Origin of the sequence: Pseudoruminococcus massiliensis (genome assembly GCF_900291955.1) — a bacterium.
In the GTDB taxonomy this organism is placed as follows: Bacteria; Bacillota; Clostridia; order Oscillospirales; family Acutalibacteraceae; genus Pseudoruminococcus; species Pseudoruminococcus massiliensis.
In genome coordinates this window covers 1-23,914 of record NZ_OLMR01000008.1, presented here as the reverse complement: position 1 = coordinate 23,914, position 23,914 = coordinate 1, and the positions used below count along the sequence as shown (strand labels likewise).

General features: G+C 40.4%; 24 protein-coding genes. 17 read left to right on the top strand and 7 right to left on the bottom strand.

Annotation, left to right across the window (positions count from 1 at the left end; translation table 11 throughout):
• Positions 1-22: 22 nt before the first annotated feature.
• From C9914_RS11615 to C9914_RS11540, 3 genes are all read left to right on the top strand, one after another.
• Entirely contained in the window at positions 23-4,291 is a 4,269-nt protein-coding gene (locus tag C9914_RS11615) for an InlB B-repeat-containing protein (protein ID WP_181013449.1), read from the top strand.
• Between the two features lie 183 nt (positions 4,292-4,474).
• Positions 4,475-4,762 carry a hypothetical protein gene (locus C9914_RS09670; RefSeq protein WP_106765075.1) on the top strand — a complete coding sequence of 96 codons (288 nt, stop codon included), beginning with the start codon at positions 4,475-4,477 and terminating at the stop codon, positions 4,760-4,762.
• Positions 4,763-4,892: 130 nt separating this feature from the next.
• Positions 4,893-5,363, top strand: coding sequence for a DUF5640 domain-containing protein (locus C9914_RS11540; RefSeq protein WP_158707397.1), 471 nt, complete (start codon positions 4,893-4,895; stop codon positions 5,361-5,363).
• A 182-nt stretch (positions 5,364-5,545) separates the two neighbouring features.
• On the opposite strand, the gene C9914_RS09660 is transcribed toward C9914_RS11540, so the two are convergent.
• Positions 5,546-6,418 carry an IS3 family transposase gene (locus C9914_RS09660; RefSeq protein WP_106765071.1) on the bottom strand — a complete coding sequence of 291 codons (873 nt, stop codon included), beginning with the start codon at positions 6,416-6,418 and terminating at the stop codon, positions 5,546-5,548.
• A 791-nt stretch (positions 6,419-7,209) separates the two neighbouring features.
• On the opposite strand from C9914_RS09660, the gene C9914_RS09655 reads away from it, so the two are divergent.
• Together C9914_RS09655 and C9914_RS09650 are read left to right on the top strand one after the other, a co-directional pair.
• A complete protein-coding gene (locus C9914_RS09655; RefSeq protein ID WP_106765069.1) occupies positions 7,210-7,749 on the top strand; it encodes a DUF4358 domain-containing protein in 540 nt (179 codons plus the stop codon).
• Positions 7,750-7,821: 72 nt separating this feature from the next.
• A complete protein-coding gene (locus tag C9914_RS09650) occupies positions 7,822-8,700 on the top strand; it encodes an RluA family pseudouridine synthase (protein ID WP_158707395.1) in 879 nt (292 codons plus the stop codon).
• A 106-nt stretch (positions 8,701-8,806) separates the two neighbouring features.
• Here the strand turns inward: C9914_RS09650 and C9914_RS09645 are convergent, their stop codons facing one another.
• From C9914_RS09645 to hflX, 4 genes are all read right to left on the bottom strand, one after another.
• Positions 8,807-9,523 carry a CPBP family intramembrane glutamic endopeptidase gene (locus C9914_RS09645; RefSeq protein ID WP_242972107.1) on the bottom strand — a complete coding sequence of 239 codons (717 nt, stop codon included), beginning with the start codon at positions 9,521-9,523 and terminating at the stop codon, positions 8,807-8,809.
• A 73-nt stretch (positions 9,524-9,596) separates the two neighbouring features.
• Positions 9,597-10,484: a helix-turn-helix transcriptional regulator gene (locus C9914_RS09640; protein ID WP_106765065.1), complete on the bottom strand. Its 888-nt coding sequence runs from the start codon at positions 10,482-10,484 to the stop codon at positions 9,597-9,599.
• Positions 10,485-10,805: 321 nt separating this feature from the next.
• Entirely contained in the window at positions 10,806-12,731 is a 1,926-nt protein-coding gene (locus C9914_RS09635) for a glycoside hydrolase family 13 protein (protein ID WP_242972106.1), read from the bottom strand.
• 214 nt (positions 12,732-12,945) lie between these two features.
• Positions 12,946-14,190, bottom strand: coding sequence for a GTPase HflX (hflX, locus tag C9914_RS09630; RefSeq protein ID WP_106765063.1), 1,245 nt, complete (start codon positions 14,188-14,190; stop codon positions 12,946-12,948).
• A 350-nt stretch (positions 14,191-14,540) separates the two neighbouring features.
• On the opposite strand from hflX, the gene C9914_RS09625 reads away from it, so the two are divergent.
• Positions 14,541-16,208 (top strand): VanW family protein, encoded by a 1,668-nt coding sequence (locus tag C9914_RS09625; RefSeq protein ID WP_106765061.1) that lies wholly within the window; start codon positions 14,541-14,543, stop codon positions 16,206-16,208.
• Positions 16,209-16,559: 351 nt separating this feature from the next.
• A complete protein-coding gene (locus C9914_RS09620) occupies positions 16,560-17,261 on the top strand; it encodes a DUF6882 domain-containing protein (protein ID WP_106765059.1) in 702 nt (233 codons plus the stop codon).
• 152 nt (positions 17,262-17,413) lie between these two features.
• Here C9914_RS09620 and C9914_RS12030 read toward each other — a convergent pair whose 3' ends face one another.
• Positions 17,414-17,611, bottom strand: a complete 198-nt coding sequence (locus C9914_RS12030) for a TnpV protein (protein WP_106765057.1) — start codon at positions 17,609-17,611, stop codon at positions 17,414-17,416.
• A 172-nt stretch (positions 17,612-17,783) separates the two neighbouring features.
• Here C9914_RS12030 and greA point away from each other — a divergent pair, with 172 nt between their 5' ends.
• The 10 genes from greA (at position 17,784) to C9914_RS09565 (ending at position 23,591) form a co-directional block, all read left to right on the top strand.
• The gene (gene greA / locus C9914_RS09610; protein ID WP_022263786.1) at positions 17,784-18,257 is read left to right on the top strand and encodes a transcription elongation factor GreA; all 474 of its coding nucleotides are present in this window, start codon (positions 17,784-17,786) and stop codon (positions 18,255-18,257) included.
• A 60-nt stretch (positions 18,258-18,317) separates the two neighbouring features.
• A complete protein-coding gene (lysS, locus tag C9914_RS09605) occupies positions 18,318-19,829 on the top strand; it encodes a lysine--tRNA ligase (RefSeq protein WP_408003196.1) in 1,512 nt (503 codons plus the stop codon).
• Between the two features lie 239 nt (positions 19,830-20,068).
• Positions 20,069-20,290 carry a DUF6462 family protein gene (locus C9914_RS09600; protein ID WP_008395358.1) on the top strand — a complete coding sequence of 74 codons (222 nt, stop codon included), beginning with the start codon at positions 20,069-20,071 and terminating at the stop codon, positions 20,288-20,290.
• 8 nt (positions 20,291-20,298) lie between these two features.
• Positions 20,299-20,757 (top strand): DUF6462 family protein, encoded by a 459-nt coding sequence (locus tag C9914_RS09595; RefSeq protein ID WP_008395356.1) that lies wholly within the window; start codon positions 20,299-20,301, stop codon positions 20,755-20,757.
• 3 nt (positions 20,758-20,760) lie between these two features.
• The gene (locus C9914_RS09590; RefSeq protein WP_005340582.1) at positions 20,761-21,045 is read left to right on the top strand and encodes a DUF6462 family protein; all 285 of its coding nucleotides are present in this window, start codon (positions 20,761-20,763) and stop codon (positions 21,043-21,045) included.
• Positions 21,046-21,591: 546 nt separating this feature from the next.
• The gene (locus tag C9914_RS09585) at positions 21,592-21,741 is read left to right on the top strand and encodes a hypothetical protein (RefSeq protein ID WP_227081570.1); all 150 of its coding nucleotides are present in this window, start codon (positions 21,592-21,594) and stop codon (positions 21,739-21,741) included.
• Positions 21,728-21,982, top strand: a complete 255-nt coding sequence (locus C9914_RS09580) for a hypothetical protein (RefSeq protein WP_077326156.1) — start codon at positions 21,728-21,730, stop codon at positions 21,980-21,982. The genes C9914_RS09585 and C9914_RS09580 overlap by 14 nt, the downstream gene beginning before the upstream one ends.
• A gap of 51 nt (positions 21,983-22,033) precedes the next feature.
• On the top strand, positions 22,034-22,954 hold the full coding sequence (locus C9914_RS09575) for a ParM/StbA family protein (protein ID WP_077327778.1): 921 nt from the start codon (positions 22,034-22,036) through the stop codon (positions 22,952-22,954).
• Positions 22,955-22,965: 11 nt separating this feature from the next.
• Positions 22,966-23,412, top strand: a complete 447-nt coding sequence (locus tag C9914_RS09570; protein ID WP_226801078.1) for an ATP-binding protein — start codon at positions 22,966-22,968, stop codon at positions 23,410-23,412.
• 5 nt (positions 23,413-23,417) lie between these two features.
• Complete coding sequence (locus tag C9914_RS09565; protein ID WP_172622380.1) at positions 23,418-23,591, top strand: hypothetical protein; 174 nt, start codon at positions 23,418-23,420, stop codon at positions 23,589-23,591.
• A gap of 183 nt (positions 23,592-23,774) precedes the next feature.
• On the opposite strand, the gene C9914_RS09560 is transcribed toward C9914_RS09565, so the two are convergent.
• On the bottom strand, positions 23,775-23,914 hold a 140-nt coding region (locus C9914_RS09560; RefSeq protein WP_158707287.1), incomplete at its 5' end, for an IS3 family transposase.

Below are 23,914 nucleotides of genomic sequence, written 5' to 3'. Positions count from 1 at the left end.
TTTTTAAGGAGGAGATGATAGTATGACAAAAACAAATACACGAAGGCGCATCGTCAGCGTCCTGTTGACACTTGTGATGTTGGTCTCACTGATGCCGAGTCTGGCGGTTCCCGCCCATGCCTTTTGGGAAGACTACGACAACGGCAAAGATTGTGAATACTGCGACCACTACCACTGGGCTGAGAATATGTGCGACGGTTGCGGGTTCTGCACTGTTGACTGCAACTCCGACTGCTTCGCTGAATTCCACTGCAACGATTGTGGTGAGTGTCTGTTCAATACAGCCTATTGGTGCGATGAGTGCTACAAGTGTGCGGAGTGCATGGAGGAAACGCACTGCTCCACCTGCGGCAAGTGCTACATCGGCGAGGATGACCAGCTGTGCGGCGAATGCTATAAGGGCCCCTGCTGCTCCATAACCATCTGCGACTCCTGCGGCTTCTGCGATGACTGCGCAAACGATGACAGCGACCCGATGCACTGCTCGCTGTGTAACGCCTGCTTCGGTGCGGTGGACGAGTGCGTTGACGACGATGATACCGGCGTCATACACTGCGTCGATTGCCACACGTCCTGCGAGCAGTGCGAGGAATGCCTGCTGGCCAAGGAGAGCTGCGAGGACTGCGGTCTGTGCATCGACTGCTGCCGTGATAACTCCGAGGGCGGCGGCTGCCCGGACGGCGAGACCTGCGTGGAAAGCGCCGAGTGGGACGAGCACATCTGCCAGGGCTGCGGCGGCTGGGTCGCGGATAAGGAGGACGAGGACGAGTTCTGCGAAACCTGCGAGCTGTGCAAAGAGTGCTGCGAAGGCAACTCCGACTGCTCCGAGGGGATGTGCGTAATGGATACGGACTATGCGGATCACTTCTGCGAGGACTGCGGTCTGTGCTTCCACGACAGCGATCCCTGCGAGGACGGCTGCGATCAGCGCTGCAAGGACTGCTGCCTCGATGCCGTGAGAGCTATGGGCTGCGATCATGACGACTGGTGCTTCAGCGACTCTGATTTTGAGAATCATCTGAAGACGGAGCATTCCGGCGCCGGGCATACCCACATAGCCTCCGCCACCTGGGAGGCTGACGGAACGCAGCACTGGCACCCCTGCCGCTATTGCGACGGCAAAAAGCTGAATCCTGCCAACCATGAATATGACGCCAAGGGCGTGTGCAAGATCTGCGGCTACATCAGCGGCAGCTCCATCGTTATCACCCGCCAGCCGAGGGACATCAAGAGCAAGACCTCCATCTACGATGATTATAACGAAGAGCCGGAAAACGGCCTGCTGTACTATGAAAATCACCCTATCACCTTCTCTGTCTCGGCAAGAAGCCTGAAGGGCGACGAGCTGACCTATCAGTGGTATCGGAAGAATAATGAGATTCCCACGGCGGCGCCCTACAAGCTGCCGGAGGATAGGTTTTACACGGGTGTGACGACCTCCACACTGAAGATGCCGGTTTCCACCCAGGCCTGCCAGGAGGACTACTCCTACTTCTGCGTCATCGGCAGAAAGGGTGACCCTTCGGACACCATGAAAACGGCGGAGGCAAAGCTGACTGCCACCCATGCCTACAGCCACAAGCAGGCGGGTGTGCCTGTGCCCACCGACGACAGTGAGAGAACGCCGAAATACAATGTCACTTGGGTCGATAAGCATGGGGTTACCCATAACGGTGTCGTGGGCGGCGTTCGCAAAAGCGAGGGCCACAAGCTTGCGTGCCTGTTCGAAGCAGGCGAATACGAAGCGCATTATATGACCACCGGCACCAAGGAGCGCATCTTCCCGCATAAATTTGCGTTTGACAGAAGCCTTGATGCGGTAGGCGGCGGCAAGGTCGATGTGCTCTACTGCACCGTCTGCGACTATCCCCTTTATGTGAAGAGCCATGTCCATGATTACGGCTGGAACTGGGATTGCACCGGCTTCGGCAGTATCTATGAGTATACCTTCAACATCGGCGGCTCGACCAAGACGGTGGAGCAGCTCATCCTTGAGTCCGACTATGCACACCCCGAAAAGTGCAAAATACCTGGCTGCGAGGAGTTCATCATGGTTCCCCATAGCTGGGGCCGCTGGAATGTGGTCGAAAACCCCGATACCACAGGCGGCGAAGGCGGCATGGAAGCTGAATGCAGCGTCTGCGAATACAAAAAGACGGAAATTGACGGCGATTGGACAAAGGATACCGCCATTGTGACGGTGAAAAACGGCCGGGCAACCCGTATGATTGTCAAGCCCGGCGACAAGATCAAGCTTTATCCCGAGGAGAGAACCGGTCAGAAGGCCATCGGCTGGAAGGTGGAGTATCTCCGCGAATACAACGTGTCTGACAGCATGGCATCGGTTCATAAAAATTGGAATACCAGCGAGGCGAAGACCCTGTTCAAGCTGGTGACCAACGGCTCCGCGCTCGAGTGGGGCTGCACGATTCCGGCGTTCAGCGCCATGGGTGCACCCGGCGGCGGCCAATTCTTCTTCGAGCCGGTCTATGCAGGCTGTGACCACAGCGGCGGCACCACGGTGCTCAATGCGAAGGCACAGGTCTGCGACCGCAAGGGCTACACCGGCGACACCGCCTGCGCAGACTGCGGCTATGTCATCAGTGCCGGTTCGGATATCTATCCCCCTGCAAACGCCGGTCATACCGGTCCACTGCAGCCGCTGTACTACTACGGCACGTCCAACTCGGCCACCACAGACGCGAGCCATGGCGGCAAACGCTATAACGTCAATTCGGGCGACTGCCGACACCGCGCCTATGAGGGCGACTACCGCTGCACGGCTTGCGGCGGCACCGTAAAGGGCGAGACCGGCGACTTCAGGCATAGCGGTCCATTTGAACTGCGGGATGTAAGAGCGGCGACCTGTACCGAGAAGGGCTATTCCGGCAACCAGTACTGCACAGCGTGCGACAGGATCGCGCAGAAGGGCGTTTCTACCCCGTCCCTCCACGAAATTGCCGGCAACTCCAAGCTGATCAATGTGGTTAAGCCCGGATGCACCACCACAGGTTATAGCGGCGACCAGCAGTGCACAGCCGGCTGCGGACAGATTTTCCGCTACGGTCATGTCATTAATAAGCTCGGCCACGACTGGGACGGCGGCAAACCCGCAAAACAGGGCAAGAGCGAAGGGATTCTCTACACCTGCCAGCGCGCCGACTGCGGCGAGACAAGGTTCGTCAGAAGCCCAGCCGCGACCGAGTACACGGTCACGGTCATCAAGGGCACGGCCTCCGTTGCCGCAGGAACACCAATCACGGACAAGATCGCGCAGAACACCGTTGTGACCGTTACGGCGGACGCACCGGAGGCAGGCAAGGTCTTTGACAAGTGGGTCGTGCTGGAGGGCAATGTCACTCTGGCAGACGCCACCAAGGCGACTACCACCTTCACCATGCCCGGCAATGATGTGAAGCTCGAGGCCACCTATAAGGATGCGCCTCCTAGCCATATCCACAGCTACGGCACCGAGTGGAAGTATGACGGCACCAACCACTGGCATGAGTGCGAGTGCGGCGATAAGGCCAATATTGCGGCTCACAGCGCCAGCGAGTGGATCGTTGACACGGCAGCTACCGAAACCGCCGACGGCGCTAAGCATAAGGAATGCACCGTCTGCAAGAAGGTTCTTGAAACCGCACCGATCCCCGCAACAGGCAGCGCTCATACCCACAGCTACGGCACCGAGTGGAAGTATGACGACACCAATCACTGGAATGAGTGCGAGTGCGGCGATAAGGCCAATATTGCGGCTCACATCGCCAGCGAGTGGATCATTGACACGGCAGCTACCGAAACCGCCGACGGCGCTAAGCATAAGGAATGCACCGTCTGCAAGAAGGTTCTTGAAACCGCACCGATCCCCGCAACAGGCAGTGCTCATACCCACAGCTACGGCACCGATTGGAAGTATGACGGCACCAATCACTGGCATGAGTGCGAGTGCGGCGATAAGGCCGACACGGCAGCACACAGCTTCCAGTGGGTGATCGACAAGGCCGCTACCAAGGAGGCCACCGGCATCAAGCACGAGGAATGCACCGTTTGCGGCGCTAAGCGCAGCGAGAATACGGTCATCGACAAGCTCCCCGACGGCGGCAACACCGGCAATACAAGCAGCGGTGATAATAATACCGATAAGCCAGGAAAGGACGACTCCACCAAGTCTACTCAGACCGGTGACAGCAGCAACCTCATCGGTTGGCTGGCTGCTCTGTTCGTCGGCGGCGGCGTTCTGACCTTGCTGGGCGTAAGCAGCAAAAAGAGAAAGGAATCCGAGGCCGAATAAGCCGACGCTTCCGAAATCGAAATAACCTAAACACAATAGGCGGTGACGGATCTTTCCGCCACCGCCTATTTTCCTGAAAGAGGGCTTGGCAGCAAGCCCCTTTCCGAAAGGCGGCAACCACGGCGTTGCCGCTTTTCGGAAGGACTACAGGACACTACGATAAGATAAAGGAGATAAGCTGCCATGACTGTTTCAGAGAGAATTCCCTTCAGCGGCCTGCTGCTGCTCCTACAAGAAGGGTATACCTACAGCTGTGACCGCCGCACCACCGACGGTATGGCGCTGCTGTTCATTTTCCGTGAGGACGGGCGTTCACGATATTACTTCGAGTCGGATATGCAGGAGTTTGACCGTAAGGCGGCAAGCGACACCCACATTCTGACCGTGTATCCCCAGCCGAACGGGGACGGAAAGGTGTCCCTGCTCCATTTGAAGCGCGCCGCAACGGACAGATTTTCCTTTTCCGTATGACCAAGCCCGGCGTCACGCTGACCGGCGAGATGTGTCTGTGAGAGGACGAAACGCCCGTCGGCACCGGTCTGTCGATGCTTTTTGACTTCCTGGATGAGGTCAGAATATCGAAGTAAAGTAAGGTGAAGCAATGCAGGATAACAGAATACCGAGACCAATGACCGAGGCGGAAATACTCCGCAGGCGTGAGCTACACCGCGCGGCGATCAAAAGGCAAAAGCGGAGAAGGACGCTCTTTCTTACCGCCTGCGGCCTTGCGGCGGTGCTGCTCATAGCGGGCATCGTGCTGCTGTGCCGAGGCTGCGGCCGCACCGAGGGTAGCCCTCATAACGAGAGCATCTACGGCAGCTTTGCAATGTCCGACAAGAGCTGCGTCTATACCTTCCGTGAGGACGGCAGCGGAGAGCTGCGGCTCTCTGGCGCACCGTATAGATTCCGTTTTACGCTGTCCGGCAAGACACTCTCTATCGACTTCGAAGCCGAGGCACTGGCCGACTGCGAGTACGAGATAGCATATACCGATACGGGGCTTGAGCTGACCGCAGGCAAGGGTACGGTGACACAGGGTGAGAAATTCACGCTGAACAGAACAGAAAAATAAGACCCATGCGGTCATGAAAGGACGGTGACGGCGATATGCCGCCTGAAAAGAGAATAGCCGACCGGACGGCAATCTCCGGCACAGTTTCAAGAGCGCTCAGCAAGTAAAAAACTTGCTGGGCGCTCTTTCTTTATGCCTTTGTTGTGGTCAAGCTTTTTTGTAACACTTTGTTCGATAAATATCTACCTGTAACGAGCTTCCATTGTTGTTAAATAATTATTGTATGAATGAGGGCGAACATAGTTATACCAATTTATGTATTTCATAGTTAGTTCATCCATCATCTCTACATTTGAAAATGAAGTTATGTCATAAAAGTTGCTTTTGAAAGTGTTATAAAATCTTTCCATGGGAGCATTATCATAAGGACAGCCAGCCTTACTCATACTTTGTGTTATATTATTCTCTTTGCAAAAATTTATAAATTCCCATGAAGTAAACTGTACCCCCTGGTCTGAATGCAAAATCACTTTAGGGTAGTTTTCCTTTTCAAGGGCTGTTTTCAGAGTGCTTATTGCCAAATCAGTGTTGATATAATCACTGTTTAACGAAGCGACAGCGGACCTGTCATACAAATTAATAATTGAACAGTTGTATCTGAATTTTCCATTTGGCTGGCGCATATATGTGAAGTCTGTGCACCATACTTTGTTCTTGCAGTCGACAGTAAAATTCTGATTTAAGAGATTGTCAAAGATTTTATTCTTTTTGCCAGTCTTGTAACCTAGCTTAGAATGCATAATTACTGCACAAAGATTCAATTCCTTGTTCATATATTTATGCATTGTGGTATTGCTTAACTCATAGCCATATCGTTTGATAAAAATGCGTATAGCCCTATAGCCTATAACACGATTGTTGTTGTAATAAACATACTTTATAAGCTCAAAGATATGTGCTAAGCGTTCACGATATTTTCGCTTTGCATCCTTTTTGTAGTTGTAATAACAATTAGGACTAATGCCAAACTTCTGGCATAGCCATCTTAAACCAAATATATTTTTATTGTCATCGATGAATCGATATACCACTAATCGATTTCCTTCGCGAAGAATGCCGCCGCTTTTTTAAGAAAGCAATCTCTTTATCTTTTTCATTAAGAAGCTGATTTAATCTTCTGATTTCCTTTGCTTCATTAGATTCTGCGGTTGTGCTGGTGGTATAGAGGCATTCTTCCTTGTATTCGTTAACCCATTTGCTAACGGAGCTTTTGGCAACATTAAATTCAACAGCAATTTGCGGTATTTATTTGTCGCCTGCCATATAGGCTTTAACTACTTCTTTTTTGAAGTCTTCGGTGTAATGTACTGACATAGTAACGTCCTCCTTGTTTGAGTAATATTATAATATATTACTCGAACAAGGTGTTACAAATTTATTATATCACAACAATCCCGACTCGATGAGATTTTCACCATACTTGACGGACTGCAAAATCACCCGATGGAATATGACGATACGCTCGTCAGTCAGATCATAGAATGCGTAGTGGTGGAATCAAAAGAGAAAATCAAGGTGGTCTTTATCGGCGGCACGGAAATTGAAATGGTGCTGTAAGCAGCCTTGAAAACAGAAACGGAGTGATGTAGAATGATTGTGACGAGTGTTCAAATCAAGACAGTAAAAACGCAAAAACATCTCTATTGTCCTGTCTTCACATAATTAATAAAAGCCATAATCTTGCAGAAAGAATAAGTTTCTTCAAGATTATGGTTTTTTATTATTTTTTGAATGACTTTATATTACGCCATTTAACCAATAGTAACAAGCTTGTAATTGAAAAATTTATACAAAATATGTATAATAGAATTAAGTTATTATAAATATCAGAAAGGGTGGTGAATTTATGACAATAACTAAGAAAAAAGTAGTAATATCCGTTTCTTTGATTTTATCAATATTAGTTATTGCTGTCATTGTTATTGCTGCTCTGATACATATGGGCTTTGGAAAGCCTCCATCAAATAGGGAACAAACAGATGTGAGTATATCTACTGATACCATTGTAGATAGAATAATCAGTGAGCTTGGTTATAGCGGTATTTCTCGTGTAAGCTCTGATAATATAGCAAAATATTATGATATTGATAAGAAGCTTATTTCTGAAGCTACAGTATATATTTCTGATAGTGCAGATTCATGCTTTGAGGTGTCTTGTTTTAAGCTGAATGATGAATCTGATTATTCTAAGGTAGAATATAAAATAAAAAATCATATTAACTCGCAAAGTGCTAATCTCCAAAGGCTTAATCCTAAAGAAAGTAAGATGCTTGATGATACTAAAATAGAATATTGTAGTCCGTATGTTTTAGTAGTTGTTTCTGATAATAACGGAAGTGCAATTAATTCTTTCAGAAATCTTATTACTGGAAAAGTTAGCTCATAAAAAATAAAAAGCACCGTATAATATTCAAATATTATACGGTGTATTTATGTTAAAGGAATGTTTATAAATAAAATGGAAAATAAAAGAAGTGAAACAATTTTTATAGTACCTCAGTCATTTGATAGAATGAATGCAGAAATATTCTTAAGAAAACATTGTGCTGTTTCTGCAAGACTTTTAACAAGATTAAAACGCACAGAAAATGGTATAACAAGAAATGGTGAACTTCTCAGAAGTATTGACACAGTCAATGCAGGAGATGTAATAACAATAAAATTTCCTGATGAAGAAATTTCAGTAGAGCCAATAGAGGGAAAGCTTGATGTACTTTTTGAAAATAAAAATATTCTTGCAGTAAATAAACCACCGTTTATGCCTGTTCACCCAGTGCATGACCATATTTTTGATACGCTTGCAAATATAGTAGCATATTATCAAATTCAGAATGATGAGAGCTATACATTTCGTGCTGTAAATCGCCTTGATAGAAATACTTCTGGAATTGTTATAATTGCCAAGGATAGACTTACTGCATCAATTTTACCGAATACAGTTAAGAAAAAATATACCGCAATTTGTGAGGGAGAACTTTTTGGTAGTGGAACGATAGACGCACCACTTGCACTAAAAGAAGGTCATACAATTTGCAGAGAGGTTCATGCTGATGGTGTTCGTGCAGTTACTCATTGGAAATCTCTTGCAGTAAAAGGAAATCATACAATGCTTGAATTAGTTCTTGAAACGGGCAGAACACATCAAATCAGAGCCCATATGGCACATATAGGACACCCTTTAGCTGGTGATGACATGTATGGGGGACACCTTGATATATTTGATAGACAATGCTTACACTGTTCTCAAGCGGAGTTTGAAGACCTATATTCAGGAGAAAAAATAGTTATAGATTGTCCCGCAAAGGAATTTTGGGATAAATTTAATAAGCTTGTTTAAATAAGATAAAAGTTTTATATCAAAAAGCTATTTAAGAAGAGTTTTTTCTAAAAGAGCTTTTCTATAAAGTTAGAATTTGTTACCTTGTTAATTAAAACATTCCAATTCAATTATTTTTAATGAACTTATTTCTAATCAACACAGCAATCGGTGTGATTATCAAATAAAGAACAGTTAAAATTATAAAGAATCCTATGTCAGCATCCAAAAACACATAAATAATATTAAAGCCAAAGTGTAAAGATACTGAGTAGAGCAGATTATTATGTCGCTCCAAAAAAATATTCATCAACACGGTAATGGATGTAATGACAACAATATTGGAAATTATATAAGGAATTGCTCTCCAGTCAGTAAACTCTGAATCTACTATCCATAATAGTGTATGCCAGAAACACCATACCAAGCCTTGGTAGACAGAGGATTTAAGAAAACCATACTTTCTGTTGAATTCTTCTCGCATAAAACCACGCCATCCCAATTCTTCTCCTGTCGGTCCTGAAGTTAGTGAGAGAAAGATACTGAGTGGCAATGATATCGTTCCTAGATTGATGTAAGATAGCATTGATTTACCAGTCATAATGGAAAATATAAACAAAGCCAATACGCTGATTCCAAAAGTTAAAGTAAAGGAAAATAGTAGTAGGAATGGCTTGACTTTTCCAAAAAAGCACCGTTTTATAAAAGCTGTCCTTGTTTCATTGGGTCTGAAATATTTCCAGCCAATTAGAATCAGATAGGTCGGAGACCATGCGATAAGATTGCGGATAACCCACATAATGACTGATGGTGCATGAAAAACAAGGCTTGCTGAGCCTGCCACAAAAATAATGAGCATCCATACGAGAATATATGAACTGATGATATATCTCTTTAAATAATTTGTTTTCATATCATCAGTTACTTTCACTGTCTGTGCATATAATAAGTTCACTCTTAATTCCGTTTAGTTCAATGGCATTATTTGCATCAGGTGTATCAAATCGTTCTACTTGCCTTCCATCTTTCTCATAGGAAATGTTTGTTCCTATTCCTTTTGTAATGGCAGTAAATACAGCATCCTTTGGAATATGGATTTTTGAAGTTGCTGATATTTGGTTGATTGCTATTTCACCATTTAAAGAATGGCAGACAACATCCATATCAAGGTTACAGTCTACCTCTACTGTTCCAAAAATATCCTCTAAAACAATGTTCGGGGTCTTTACATTAAGCTCTATGCTGTCACATTCCAAAGAACGAATTTCTACAGTTTCTGCATTGACTGCACATTCTATTTTGTCGATATATGGCGATGGGATTTGGACAATGATACTAACTTCCTCTTTTGCTGTTGCTTCGGATACACCATTTCTGCGATTTACATCTACATCAATCCGTTTCCGAATATCATCAATCTTTACCTTGAAATCGCTTAAGAGCGTGGAGAGAGTATTGGATACCAGACGGACACGGATTTTCTCGCCCTCATAGCCCGACAATAGAAATTGCTTTGCTCCTCCAAACTTCATATCATAGCGTTTCGGTTCGTCAATATCGTACTCTGTAACACTCTCAAAAAGATATTTTGTCGGTTTTTTCGTTCCCTTTTCATTAGAGAGTAGTTCGTCAATGGAAAGGTCAAACAGTGCAGAGATTGCCATAATATTTTCAATATCAGGGATGCCTGCATCTGTTTCCCATTTCGTAACTGCCTGCCTTGATACACCGAGCTTTTCTGCCAACTTTTCTTGCGACATTCCTGCCTGCTTACGAATTGATTTTAATTTTTCTGCAAATGTCATGTTCATGACCTCCTTGTTTTTGATATGCTCATTATAGGAAAGTATAGTTCGCATTACAAGCAATTATGAATTACATTTCAGTTTTTTCTGCTACTTTGCGTAGCATTTCCTTATTTTAAGCACTTTTTACTATACTTCTAACAACTGTGAAAGAATCTGTACTGTTCTATCTGAATAAACCATAGATTTTACAAACTTTCCACCTTTATTCATTTGAGATATATCAAACATCTTCTTAAATCCAATTCGTATTTTTTATTTAAATATTTTATTTCAAAAATTAATGCTGAACAATTATATAAATTGTTCAGCATTAATTTTTTAATCAGCAGGTTCAGGAATTACCTCTTTATTTTCGGCTTCTTCTAAAATATGCTTTTTATCTGCTGAAATCTTAACAAATGCACAAGAATTTGCAGGAATCTCTAAATCTCTGCCATTAAGAATTGTACCAAGAAGAGCCTCACCATCTTCAAATTCTTTTGGTACAATAAAGTCGATAGGGAAGGTAGCAGCATTGAAAACACAGAGAAGTTCATCTGTATCATCATAGCGGATATAACCCATAGTTCTCTCATAAGAACCAAATTCCTTAAAATCACCATCTTTAAGGCAAGAACAATATGAACGGAGCTTTGCGAGTTGCTTATACCATTCAGTTAAGCCTTTATCTTCCTTGCCCCATGGGAAAGGTGCTCTGTTAAATGGGTCTTTATAGCCCTCAACACCCGCTTCATCGCCATAATAAATGCAAGGCACACCAGGAAGTGTAAATTGAATACCGCTTGCAAGACGCATTCTCTTTAAGCCATATTCACGCTGAGAAGGTGTGAGTGAAGTATTAGCTTGCCATTCACGACCTCTGCCGTTTTGTCTTTCACCAGCAAGAAGTGTTATAACTCTTTCAGTATCGTGTGTTCCAAGAAGGTTCATAAGGCAACGAATGACAGGACGAGGATAATTTTCAAGGATACAGGTAATCATTTCTACCATATCTCTGCCATCACCGCAATCAAGGAAACCAAGAATAGCATCTCTGAAAGGATAATTCATAACGCTGTCAAGCTGTTTTCCATAGAGGAAGCGTCTGCGACTGCTGTAGCTTTCCTTTATAGAGGCATCTTCCCAAACCTCACCCAAAAGAAGTGCGTCTGGATTTTCAGCCTTTATAGCCTCACGAATATGCTGAATAAATGGGTCAGGAAGTTCATCTGCAACATCAAGTCGCCAACCTGAGTTTCCGCATTTCATCCATTTTCTTATAATACCATTCTCACCGTTGATATATCTATCAAAGGAATATGACAGCTCTTCAACTTCTGGTAAAGTGTCAAAGCCCCACCAAGAATGATAAATATTCGGCCAATCCATAAATTTATACCAAGTATAATATGGTGAATTTTTTGAATTATAAGCACCATTCTGAGGATAACGACCCTGACGGTTAAAATACTTACTGTCACTGCCAGTATGGCTAAAAACGCCGTCATTTATAATATACATACCACGCTTTTTAGCCTCACTGCAAAGCTCCTTGAAATCTTCTTCTGTGCCAAGAACGGGGTCAATTTTTTCATAGTCGCCTGTATCATAGCGGTGATTTGAATAAGCCTCAAAAATAGGATTAAGATATATGCAGTTTACACCAAGCTCTTGAAGGTAATCAAGCTTTTCTGTAATTCCCTTGAGGTCGCCTTGAAAGAAATCTGAGTTTGTAACGATTCCGTTCTCATCAGGACGCCAATCAGGAATTTTATACCATTCATCATGGAGCTTTTTATCAGGATAAATACCCTCCTTTTTTTCTCCTGAAAAATAAAATCTATCAGGGAAAATCTGATACATAATTCCACCAGGTAGCCATGATGGGGTTTGGAAATCTTTATCATAGCATAAAAGCTGGTATCTTGGGTCGTTATTTGTATGAGAAAAGTAGCCCTCGCCACCCCAGCCACGCATAATATATTTTCTGCCTTGTTTTGTATCAAGGCTAAAATGATACCAATAAAGCCCTGTGCTTATATTTGAAAGGTCAAGCTCCCACTGCTCATTGTTTTCATCAGGCATTCCGCACCAAAACATACTATAAGAAACAGTATCACCCGAAAGGTCATCTTTTAAAGCAAGAATAGCACTTGAACAACCTAAATATCTTGGAATAGTAATCTTAAAATGAATATTTTCTCCCTCACGAACAGAACCGAACGGAGATTTACATTCATTATCTCTTGAATTAAAAATTCTCATAAAATAACACCCTTACACCTTGCATATGAAATTTGCTGAATATTGTCAGAATATACCACATAATATTATAAGCCTATCAGGATATTATGTCAACACTAACACACAATTTTCGTAATGATAATTGCACAATAATGACTTATATCAAAGATAAGATTTATATTTCAGATACTCCTTGTGAGGTTTTCCTGACAAGCGGTCAATATACTAATAATTATCAAATTTCATATGGTTCATATATATGCCATTTGGGCTTCTCTATATTAGCAGTTACAAGTATTCCATCAGCAGTATATTCTTCACTGATTAAAGCACCCATATAACGAAGAGGTGCTATAAGATTAGCTTTCTGAAATGGCAATAACATATTAAAACGCTTAATTTGAACAGGAAGATTTTCTTCAATAGCCTCTAAAAGCTTATCAATACCATTGCCTGTTTTAGCACTTATAAGAACACTTCCTGAATTATGAGGAATATCATCAGGCGAAAGTAAATCGCATTTGTTAAAAGCTGTAATAATAGGACTGTTTTCGCAGCCAAGGTCATGTAGAAGTGAGGTTGTAACATCAAGGTGAAGTTGATATTCCTCACTTGTAGCATCACAAACATTCACAATTATATCTGCAAGAGCGGCTTCCTCAAGCGTAGATTTAAAGGCTTCGACAAGATGGTGTGGCAAGCGTCTTACAAGACCAACAGTATCAATCATCATAACAGAAACGCCGTTCGGTAATTTCAGAGAACGGGAAGTAGGGTCAAGTGTTGCGAAAAGCTTATCCTCAGAAAGCACACCAGCCTGAGTAAGCGTATTCATAAGTGTAGATTTTCCAGCATTTGTATATCCAACTATTGCAACTGTAATTATACCGTCTTTACTGCGTCTTGAACGAAGTTGATTTCGTCTGTCAGTGATATGAGAAAGTTCCTCTTTTAAGGTTTCAATTCTTCTGCGAATATGACGGCGGTCTGTTTCAAGCTTAGATTCACCAGGACCACGAGTTCCTATACCACCACCAAGCCTTGACATCTCACGACCTTTGCCAGTAAGTCTTGGCATAAGATATTTAAGCTGTGCAAGTTCAACCTGTAGCTTACCTTCATTAGTTTTTGCGTGAAGTGCAAAAATATCAAGAATAAGCATAGTTCTATCTATTGTGCGAATGTCAGTTTCAGCCTCGAGGTTTCTTATTTGTGTAGGAGTAAGCTCGCAGTCAAAAACAAGTAGGTCTATATCATTAGCCTGTGCAAATTCCTTGACTTCGAGAAGCCTGCCAGAACCTAAGCAGGTTGCACTATCTGGTTTATCCCTTTTTTGAGAAACAGTAGCAATAGTTTCACCTCCAGCACTCCTCATAAGTTCCTTGAGTTCTTCAAGAGATGCCTCCGCATCATAATCTCCAGTATCTATACTAATCAGTATTGCACGCTGTGGTCTTTCTATGTTATCATACATTTGCATAAGTCACCTCAAAGTTGTTTTTTAATTTTTCAAAGTAAAGCTTTAACAATATTATAGCATAAAAATTTCAAAAACAACACCAGTTGTAATTTTAACAAAAAATTTGCAATCCCCAAAAATTACAGCTTTGTATGAATATTGCTGTCTAAAATCAATAAATTAAAGTCTGTTGAAAAAGGTAAATCTATCAATTATATTTAAAAAAATTGGTCTTTTAATTTTTTAACAAAAGAAAAACTAAAATTGCCAATAAATTCATAAGAAAATTCCTAAATAATAAAAAAAGTGTTACTTTACAAGTTTGAGAAAAAGAGTTATTATTATTCTATAAAGATAGGGAGGTATGTGCTATGGGCGATATAGATAAGGAATTAGAAAAAGAAACTAAAGCTCAAAGCTCAGACGAAAACAAAGGCGAAGTCGTTTTCGCTACCACTCCTCATAAAGAGAATAGTGGTTCTTCAACTGTTTTTGCGAGTGCATCAAGCTCGAGAAAGGCTTCCAATCAGAGAGGAAGCTACAAGCGTGCGAGTTATAGAACCTCAGCACCAGAAAATCCTAAAAGCTCGAAGAAGACTAAGGCTATTATAATTAGTGTTATTTCAGTTGTAGCAGTAGCAGGAATTTGTGTAGGCATTGCTTCTTTGATAAAAAATAATAATTCTGGCGATAGTGTTCCAGCAGTAGTTTCAACAGTATCTTCAGAGAGTTTAACAGATATTGATGTAAAGAAAATAAATACAGATTCTATTGTTTTTGGTAAGAATGTTACTGTTCAGGGCGTTAATGTTTCTGGAATGACATTAAGCAACGCATATAAAGCTCTTGCTGATGCAGAAAAATCAGTAAGGGATAATATAAATATTACAGTTAAGAATGGCAAAAAAAGCTTTAATCTTACTCAGGATGATTTCACATATGAGTATAATACCGCTGATGTTTTGATTGATGCATATCATTTCAGCAGAGGTGAGCTTGATAATCCATCAGCTGCTCATAACAAAAATGAAGCTGGTGTAACGGATTTTCCACTTACAGCTAAATTGAGTGATAATGCTATCGACCTTGTTGCTGATAAAATTGCTAAAAAGGTTAATATAAAAGCAATCGATGCTCATGTTAAAAAATTTGACCCAACTGCAAATAAAAAATTCACTTATGAAGATGGTACAGTTGGAAAAGAGCTTGACAAAGATGGTGCTATAAAGCAGTTAAATACTATAATGGCTACAAGCAATAAGACAGGCACAATCAATGTTTCACTTTCTGATGTTCCTTTTAAAGTAGATTTAAAGACAATAAAGACAAAGACAGAGCTTATTACATCATTTGAAACAACATCTACAAATGTATGGGCTTCAAACCATAATATGCAGCTTGCTATGGAAGCGATTAATGGCTCAGTTATCAAACCTGGTGCAACATGGTCATTCAATAAAAGCACAGGCGATACAACAACAGGTGAACTTGGATATGTTAAATCCTCGGCAATCGTAAATGGCAGCTATGAGCCTCAGTATGGTGGTGGTATTTGTCAGGCTGCTACTACAATCTATAATGCAGGGCTTCGTGCAAATATGGAGATAGTTGAGCGTTTGCCACACCAATACGCTTCAACATATGTTCCAGTAGGTCTTGATGCTACTATTGACTATGGAAATATTGACCTCAAAATGAAGAATACATCTGCATATGCAATGTATATGGCAACATATATGTATGATAATAATGGCGATGGTTATCCTGAGCTTATGGTAGAAATTTATGGAGAAAAGCCAACGGCATATGATGAGATAGTTCCAATTGCATGGTGTGTTGAGAATACAGGTTCAAAGTATAGCACATATAGTGCAAGAGTTTACTTTAAAAATGGTAAGGAAATCAAAAGAGAAAGAGTTTGGCGTTCAACATATGATTACCATGGTGAATCTGCATATCAGCTTGCAATTCCTGATGATATAGAGAATGGTCCTAAAGATGTTCAGCCGACAAACAAAGCACCTGTACACTACGGTTGATAAACTACAACAAAAAGAAAGCTTACATAATGCATCAATTAGTGCAGTCATACTTTTTTGTTATAATTAAATCGCCTCTATATATCTAAATATAATATATTATGGAGAATTACAGGACTTGACTTTATTGACCATTTTGTAATGTAAGTATATAAATTGATGAAAAAATTAACAGCTCACGAGCTTATAATAGCTTGTGAGCTGTATTTGTTTTAGAGCGATTGAGCTACAGCTTACGAACATAACACTCTCTTTCTAAAATATTATATAAGAAATTTCATTAAATTTCAATGGGAGTATATAAAATAGTGATAGAATATGGTATAATAATTAAAAAGAGGAGGACTAAATATGTTAAAAAAAGAAACTTTAAGCTTATTGAATACAGATGGTTTAAATTATAAGAATATATTTTCTATTTGTATTGGAAAGTCATATCTATTTCAAAGTAGATTTATAGATTATATCGGAAAATATAATCATTGGGATACTAACGTTAAAGAAGGAATTTTAAAACTAGATGAAAAATCATTCAATGTTCAATATATTGGAACTACAAGCACTTCTGATAATTATTGGTATTCTTCAGAATTAGAAAGTGTAATTCCTGATGAATATGTAAATTTAATGATTAATACAAGAAAAACTATGCAATCACTAAATTTACAAGAATTAACTGAGGGAAAAATACCTTTAAATGGTGATATAAATGGATATAATTTATCTATGATATATATAGCTTTTGCCCCTGAAAATGTCGCTTATTTTTGTGGGTCAGGTAATACTTCTATTTATATGTTTGTAAAACAACTACCTGAAAGTATATTTAAGAAAATGAATTCTGTTGAGTTTTCATCACGAGTTATGGAAATAATATCAACATTTAATGTCAATCATAAATTGATGGTAAAAGCATTACTATGTGAAAATGAAATTGAATATAGTGATGATAACAATAGTATCATTGCTAAATTTAATGAAAATTCTATTTTAACAGTAGAATTTGATAACAATGGGCAACTAAAAAATATTTCTGGAAATTTAAGTTTATAAATAAAAAAAGGGTATGGGAATTCCCATAGTAGAATTTATGCGGGAGTATAAATTCAGTGCTGGCTAGACACTACTTTTACTCCCACAGTCTAAAAAATATAAAAAGAGGATTAAATTATTTTGATAATTTTTTCCTCTTTTTTAAAGATTATTTACACAAAAACATATTCATTTAAGACAATTTCTTCAGCCATATTCTTGTAATTATTCATTAACTTTGTCCATTCTAATGGATTTAATTCTTTATTTTTTTCAGACAATCTTTCATCATTTTTAATATAATCATCCAGTGCTATCGATGAAAATGATAAGTTTGAATTTGAGAACGATATTCTTAAGAAAGTTATCAAAGCTTATCTCGAACAAAATGAAGAGATAATTTTCAAATTTCCGAGTTTTTTCTTTATAGCAAGAAAATAGCGAACTAAATAAATCTTTTTCAATTCTAATTTCTTGACATATAATCAACGCTTTTATATAATAATAAGTATTAGTGAATTTTGAAAGGACTGATTTCACACTATGCAGAAACAGGTTATTTTGACAGATGAAGGACTTAGAAATTATGAGGAAGAGCTTGAATTTCTCAAAACCGTTAAGCGTAAAGAAATAGCAGAAAAACTTAAAGAGGCTCGTGCACAGGGTGACCTTTCTGAAAATGCCGAGTATGATGCAGCTAAAGATGAGCAAGGTATTAACGAATCCAGAATTCAAGAGCTTGAGGCTATGCTCAAGAATGTAAAGGTTATCGACTCAAGTGAGCTTACAAATGAAATGGTTCATGTTGGTTCTAAAATAAAGGTACATGACTATGATTTTGATGAAGATGTTGACTATCAGATAGTTGGTGCAAGCGAAGCTGACCCATTCAATGGTAAGCTTTCTGATGAATCTCCTGTTGGTATGGCACTTCTCGGACACGCTATCGGTGATGTTGTAGAGGTTGAAACTCCAAACGGAGAAGTTAAGTTTGAAATTCTTGAGATAAGAAAATAATTTTATAATTAAGAATTTTTACTGACTGATTCTGATTTTACAGTTCTGTCAGATTTATTGATGTTTAAGAAAAGAGGAATGATTGAAATGGAACAAAAGCCACAGCAGAGCAACTCAAGCGATGTTATCAAGGTTAGATATGAAAAGCTTGACGCTCTCAAGGAAGCAGGCAGAGATCCGTTTGTAATTACAACAAGTGACCGTGATATTCTTACAGAAACAATAAAAAATAATTTTGAAGAATACGAAAACAAAGATGTTTGTGTTGCAGGTCGTTTGCTTTCAAAAAGAGGCAAGGGTAAGGTTTCGTTTATGGACCTTTGGGACCGCTCAGGCAAAATTCAGATTTTTGCAAAGTTTGATGACCTCGGCGAAGAAGAATACGGCTTCCTCAAAAAGTGGGATATTGGTGATATAGTTGAGATTAAGGGCTTTGTTTTCAAAACCCAGATGGGTGAAATTTCAGTTCATGCAAAAGAGGTTAAGCTTCTTTCAAAGTCACTTAAGCCACTTCCAGAAAAGTATCACGGTCTTACAAATACTGACCTTCGTTATCGTCAGCGTTATGTTGACCTTATTATGAACCCAGAGGTAAAGGATACCTTTATCAAGCGTTCTAAGATTATCAGCACAATTCGTAAGTATCTTGATTCACAGGGCTTTATGGAGGTTGAAACTCCTATGCTCGTTTCAAATGCTGGTGGTGCATCTGCAAGACCATTTGAAACACACTTCAATGCTCTTGATGAGGACTTAAAGCTTAGAATTTCTCTTGAGCTTTACCTTAAGAGATTGATAGTTGGTGGACTTGAAAAGGTTTATGAAATTGGTCGAGTATTCCGTAACGAAGGACTTGATACAAGACATAACCCTGAATTTACTCTTATGGAGCTTTATCAAGCATATACAGATTATCACGGTATGATGGATTTGACAGAGAATCTCTATCGCCATGTTGCACAAGAGGTTCTTGGTACAACAACTATCGTATATAATGGCATAGAAATGGATTTAGGAAAGCCGTTTGAGAGAATTACAATGGTTGATGCTGTTAAGAAGTATGCAGGCGTTGATTTTAACGAAATACATACTCTTGAAGAGGCAAGAGCTGTTGCTAAGGAAAAAGGCGTTGAATACGAAGAAAGACATAAGAAGGGCGATATTCTCAACCTATTCTTTGAAGCTTTCGTAGAAGAACATCTTATTCAGCCTACATTCCTTATGGATCATCCTATTGAGATTTCTCCTCTTACAAAGAAGAAGCCAGAAAATCCTGAATATGTTGAGCGTTTCGAGTTCTTTATGAATGGTTGGGAAATGGCTAATGCATATTCTGAGCTTAATGACCCGATTGACCAGAGAGCAAGATTCAAAGCACAGGAAGAACTTCTCGCACAAGGCGATGAAGAGGCTAATCACACAGATGAGGATTTCCTTAATGCCCTTGAAATCGGTATGCCACCAACAGGCGGTATCGGTTTCGGTATTGACCGTATGTGTATGCTTCTTACAAATGCTCCTGCAATCAGAGATGTACTTCTTTTCCCGACAATGAAGAGCTTGGATAAATAAACCTAGTGTTTATGCGGGATTGAGGCATTTGAGTACGTCAAAGGACGCATTAAAAGACGTATTTTGGCATAGTCATTTACATCAGTATGAAAGAGTACACAATCTGAAAAGAATAAGACTCAATCGAATATGAACTACTAAGAGGACATTTTCTAAAGAAATTTAGAAGATGTCCTCTTTTTTGCGTTATGGAGAAAATACGTCATTTGTTATGAAGTCAAAGTGAAAGGAGCACAGCAATGGATGAATCAAAGAAAAAAGATAGATATGAGGATGCAAAAAAGTTTGTAAGATATTCAGATGGTGCAAAGATGTACAGTATGGGAATGACAAAATTTCAAGAAGTGGCTAAGGATGCCAAGGCTTGTTATAAGATTGGTCAGCTTGTACTTGTTAATACAGAAATATTGGATAAGTATCTTGAAACTTTTCATATTACAGATTCTGAGTTTTATAAGTAGGTGATGTTATGGTAAATACATTGAGTGGTTCAGTTAGTGCCTATAGAAAAGAAATTGTAAAACCAAGATTTATTCGTATTGATGAAGTAATGGCTTTATTAGATGTAACACGAGATGAGGCAATGGATATAGCATTAGCTGCTGGAGCAAGATATCAGCTTGCAAAGATTATATTAGTACATAAGGAAAGGTTGATGAAATTTATGAAACATTTTGCAAGAGTGCCTAGTTCAAACAAAATCGTAGAAAAGAAGTTTGTAAGAATTGGGGAAGCTTCAATGACATATAGCATAGGGCATCATAGATTTATTGAAATGGCTAGAGCAGCGGGTGCTGTATATAAGATTGGAACAGCTAAGGGAAATACTATATTAATAAATTTGGAAATTTTTGATGATTATATGGAGCAATTCAGAGAACCGCCAACAGAAATGAAACATCCATTGCCAAATGTGAAAGGAGACTGATGAATGAGTTACTCATATAAGTGCTATTCAGATACAAAGGATTTTATGAAAAAATTTGTAAATGCAGAGGAAGGAGCGATTATTTATGGGATAAGTAAATCTAGAATCATAGTAATTGCGAGAGAGGCAGGAGCAGTCTATAAAGTCGGTAATTCAGCATTAATCAATACGGAATTATTTGAAAAATATCTTGAACGATTCAGAGAGCCGGCAAGAGAACTGCCTAAGCATACATGGAACAAATTAAAGGAAATGACAAATACACCAAAAACTGGTGAAAATTCGTAAAAATACACCAGTGGTGTCACTTCCGTAAAATTAAAGTGCATTGTAGAATATCAATTGTCCAAGAGAGATTGGACATAACAATTGAATAATCAGTTACAGATTTGCAAAGTAGTTTGCACTGCAGAGTATCTGTAGGTAGTAAAATTACGGGGCATGTACCTGGAGGATGAAAGTCACAGCTATCATATTAGTAGTCTGATGGATTGAAAGATGAAGGGCGAGAAGCTGGATGGAAATCTGGTAAAAGGAATAGGCATGTTGCGTAAGGATAATTAACCACAGAGGGCGAGAAGTTCGTCCTTATCCTCAAAAGGCTAAAAGAGGAGATAGTGCTTCTGATAATTCAGAAGGGCGTCGTGAAACACATTTTGTGGCTCGTCTGTAACTCCCGGAGGTGAGAACACCTCTTTGTACACGGGGCGATATAGGAGTCTAGAAGACTGGCGTGTACCTACATGCTTAGCGTTAAGCATAGCCATGTAGACTATATCACTTCCAAATTCAAATTCTGTCTATATGGCAACTAATTTGAAGGAGGATAAAGTGGTGATGGGATTTAGCATAGCATTAATAATTATTGTTCTTATCGTATTGTATTCGTTAGCTAGGACGGCAGGAGAGTCGGACAGGACAATGGAACAGATAAGAGAGCAATCACTCCTTGGAAGGGAGGAGAGCTCTGGTGGGAACAGTTGAAAAAAGAGATAAGCATAAGAAACGCAGGTTTGTATCTCCAGAAGAAAAGCTTGAAAGAGAATTAAAAGATTGTATGCATTGTAGATTCTTCTGGGGACATAACAACAGATGTGCCAATGGAACATGTTGTAAACCATCTAAGAAAAAGGAACAGAAACTTCCGACGGAATGTGTCGGATGTCCATATTATCGAGGGAATGGTTATTGTTTTCCTTGTATGCGAAAGCTGATAGGAAAGTAGGTGGTTAAGATGTTCAAGTGGCTGTTTAAGAAGAAAGGATGTGCAAAACACATGAATAACAAGTTAGAAGTAATCGGCATTGATCATGGATGGTCAATGATGAAAACAATCTCTCAGGTATTTGTCACAGGTGTTAAGGAGATTACAACAACTCCGGCACTTTTCGGCGATGTACTTGAGTATGAAGGAAAGTTCTATAAGGTTGGAGCTGTGAGGCAGGAAGTAAAGGATACAAAGGTCGAAGATGACAGCTTTTATCTTCTCACTCTTGCAGCAGTTGCCAAGGAACTTAAAAGAAGAGGTCTTGCAGAGGCAAAGGTATTTCTTGCTGTAGGACTTCCACTTACAAGATTTGGAGCAGAGAAGAATGATTTTATCAAGTACCTGACAAAGAATAAGCGTGTAAGCTTCAAATATGAGAATGAGTCATATCATATTGAAATTGATGATGTGGCAGTATTTCCTCAGTGCTATGCAGCAGTAGTGGACAAGATTCCTGCTATGGCAAAGAAAACACTGATAGTAGATATTGGAAGCTGGACAATCGACATTATGCCGGTAATCAACAAGTCACCGGATGAATCAAAGTGTGTGACGATTCCAAAAGGTCTTATTACCTGTATGCGTTCTATCAATGAGCAGTGTGTAAGACAGCTTAACGGAGAGGTAGACGAGTCAGAGATACAGAACATCATGCGATATGGCAGGTCAGATATTGATGATGAATACTTTGCCATTATCAAGGCAGAGATAGAGGATTTTGTTGATAAGGTATATAACTCAATCCGTGAGTTTGGGTATAACTTAAAGACTACACCGATTGTATTTGTCGGTGGCGGGGCAGTTGTGATGAAGAATTTTGGCAGTCACGATGCAAAGAACATTTCCTATAACCTTGATGTAAAGGCAAATGCAAGAGGATATGAACAGCTTGCCACGATGGGACTTAAAAGCACTAAGCGATTATCATAAGGAGGCAGATGATGGGAAGAAGACTTGAATATGAAGTAAAAACTTCTGTCCGCCTCAACATGAGCAATCCTCAGCATGTGAAAATCAATGATGTGATTCAGAACCTTGATCCAAAGATTTTCAAATCTAAGAATCAGTTCATCATAGATGCGATTCAGTTTTACATTGATAATTATGGAAAAGAAACCTTTGTTATCAAGAAGAAGGAAAAAGAGAGGGCTGAATATATCCGGTCAGAAGATATTGATGACATTAAGGAAGAAGTCATTGAAGCAGCAACCAATGAGGCTAGAAAAGAGGTAATAAAGCTGTTAGGCGGAGTGATATCCGGGATGAATGTTGGTCAGCCGGTAATTATGCAGGCAGCCAATAGTGAAGCACAAGAACTTACAGAAGATGTTATGGACGATGCAGATGTTGCAGGTCTTGCAATGGGATGGATGTCGAAAGGAGACTGATTATTATGAGAAGAGTTATGGGAGCCGTAGGAACAGTGATTTTAGAGATACTCAAGTGGATATTAAGGATAATTCTTGGAGCTTTGAAGCTGGTCTTAGGACTTGCCAGAATAATTCTTCTTCTATTCGCAATGGTGGCAAGGGTATTTCTTTCATTCGTAAGAATGGGCACATTCTGAGAGGAGGTGAGCGAATGCAGGTAAAGGGTTTATTCTTAAATTATAAGAAAAACAGAAGACTTATGCAGTATTTCTTTAAAATAAGAGAGCTGGTATAATGAAAGGAGTTTAAGATGCACAGAATACGGGACAGTCCTATGTGTGGACCATAGTCAATAAAGTAGACAAGTAAAAGAGCAAATTTTACAAAAAATTCATTTCTGCCTGATCAGGAGAGAGGCCGTTATTGTGAGAATGAGGTCTGAAAGAATTGTAGAAACCGTTGATATACTGAAAAATGCTCAGTTTCAGTTCATCAAAGGAAGAGTAAGTTCTGCGGTTGG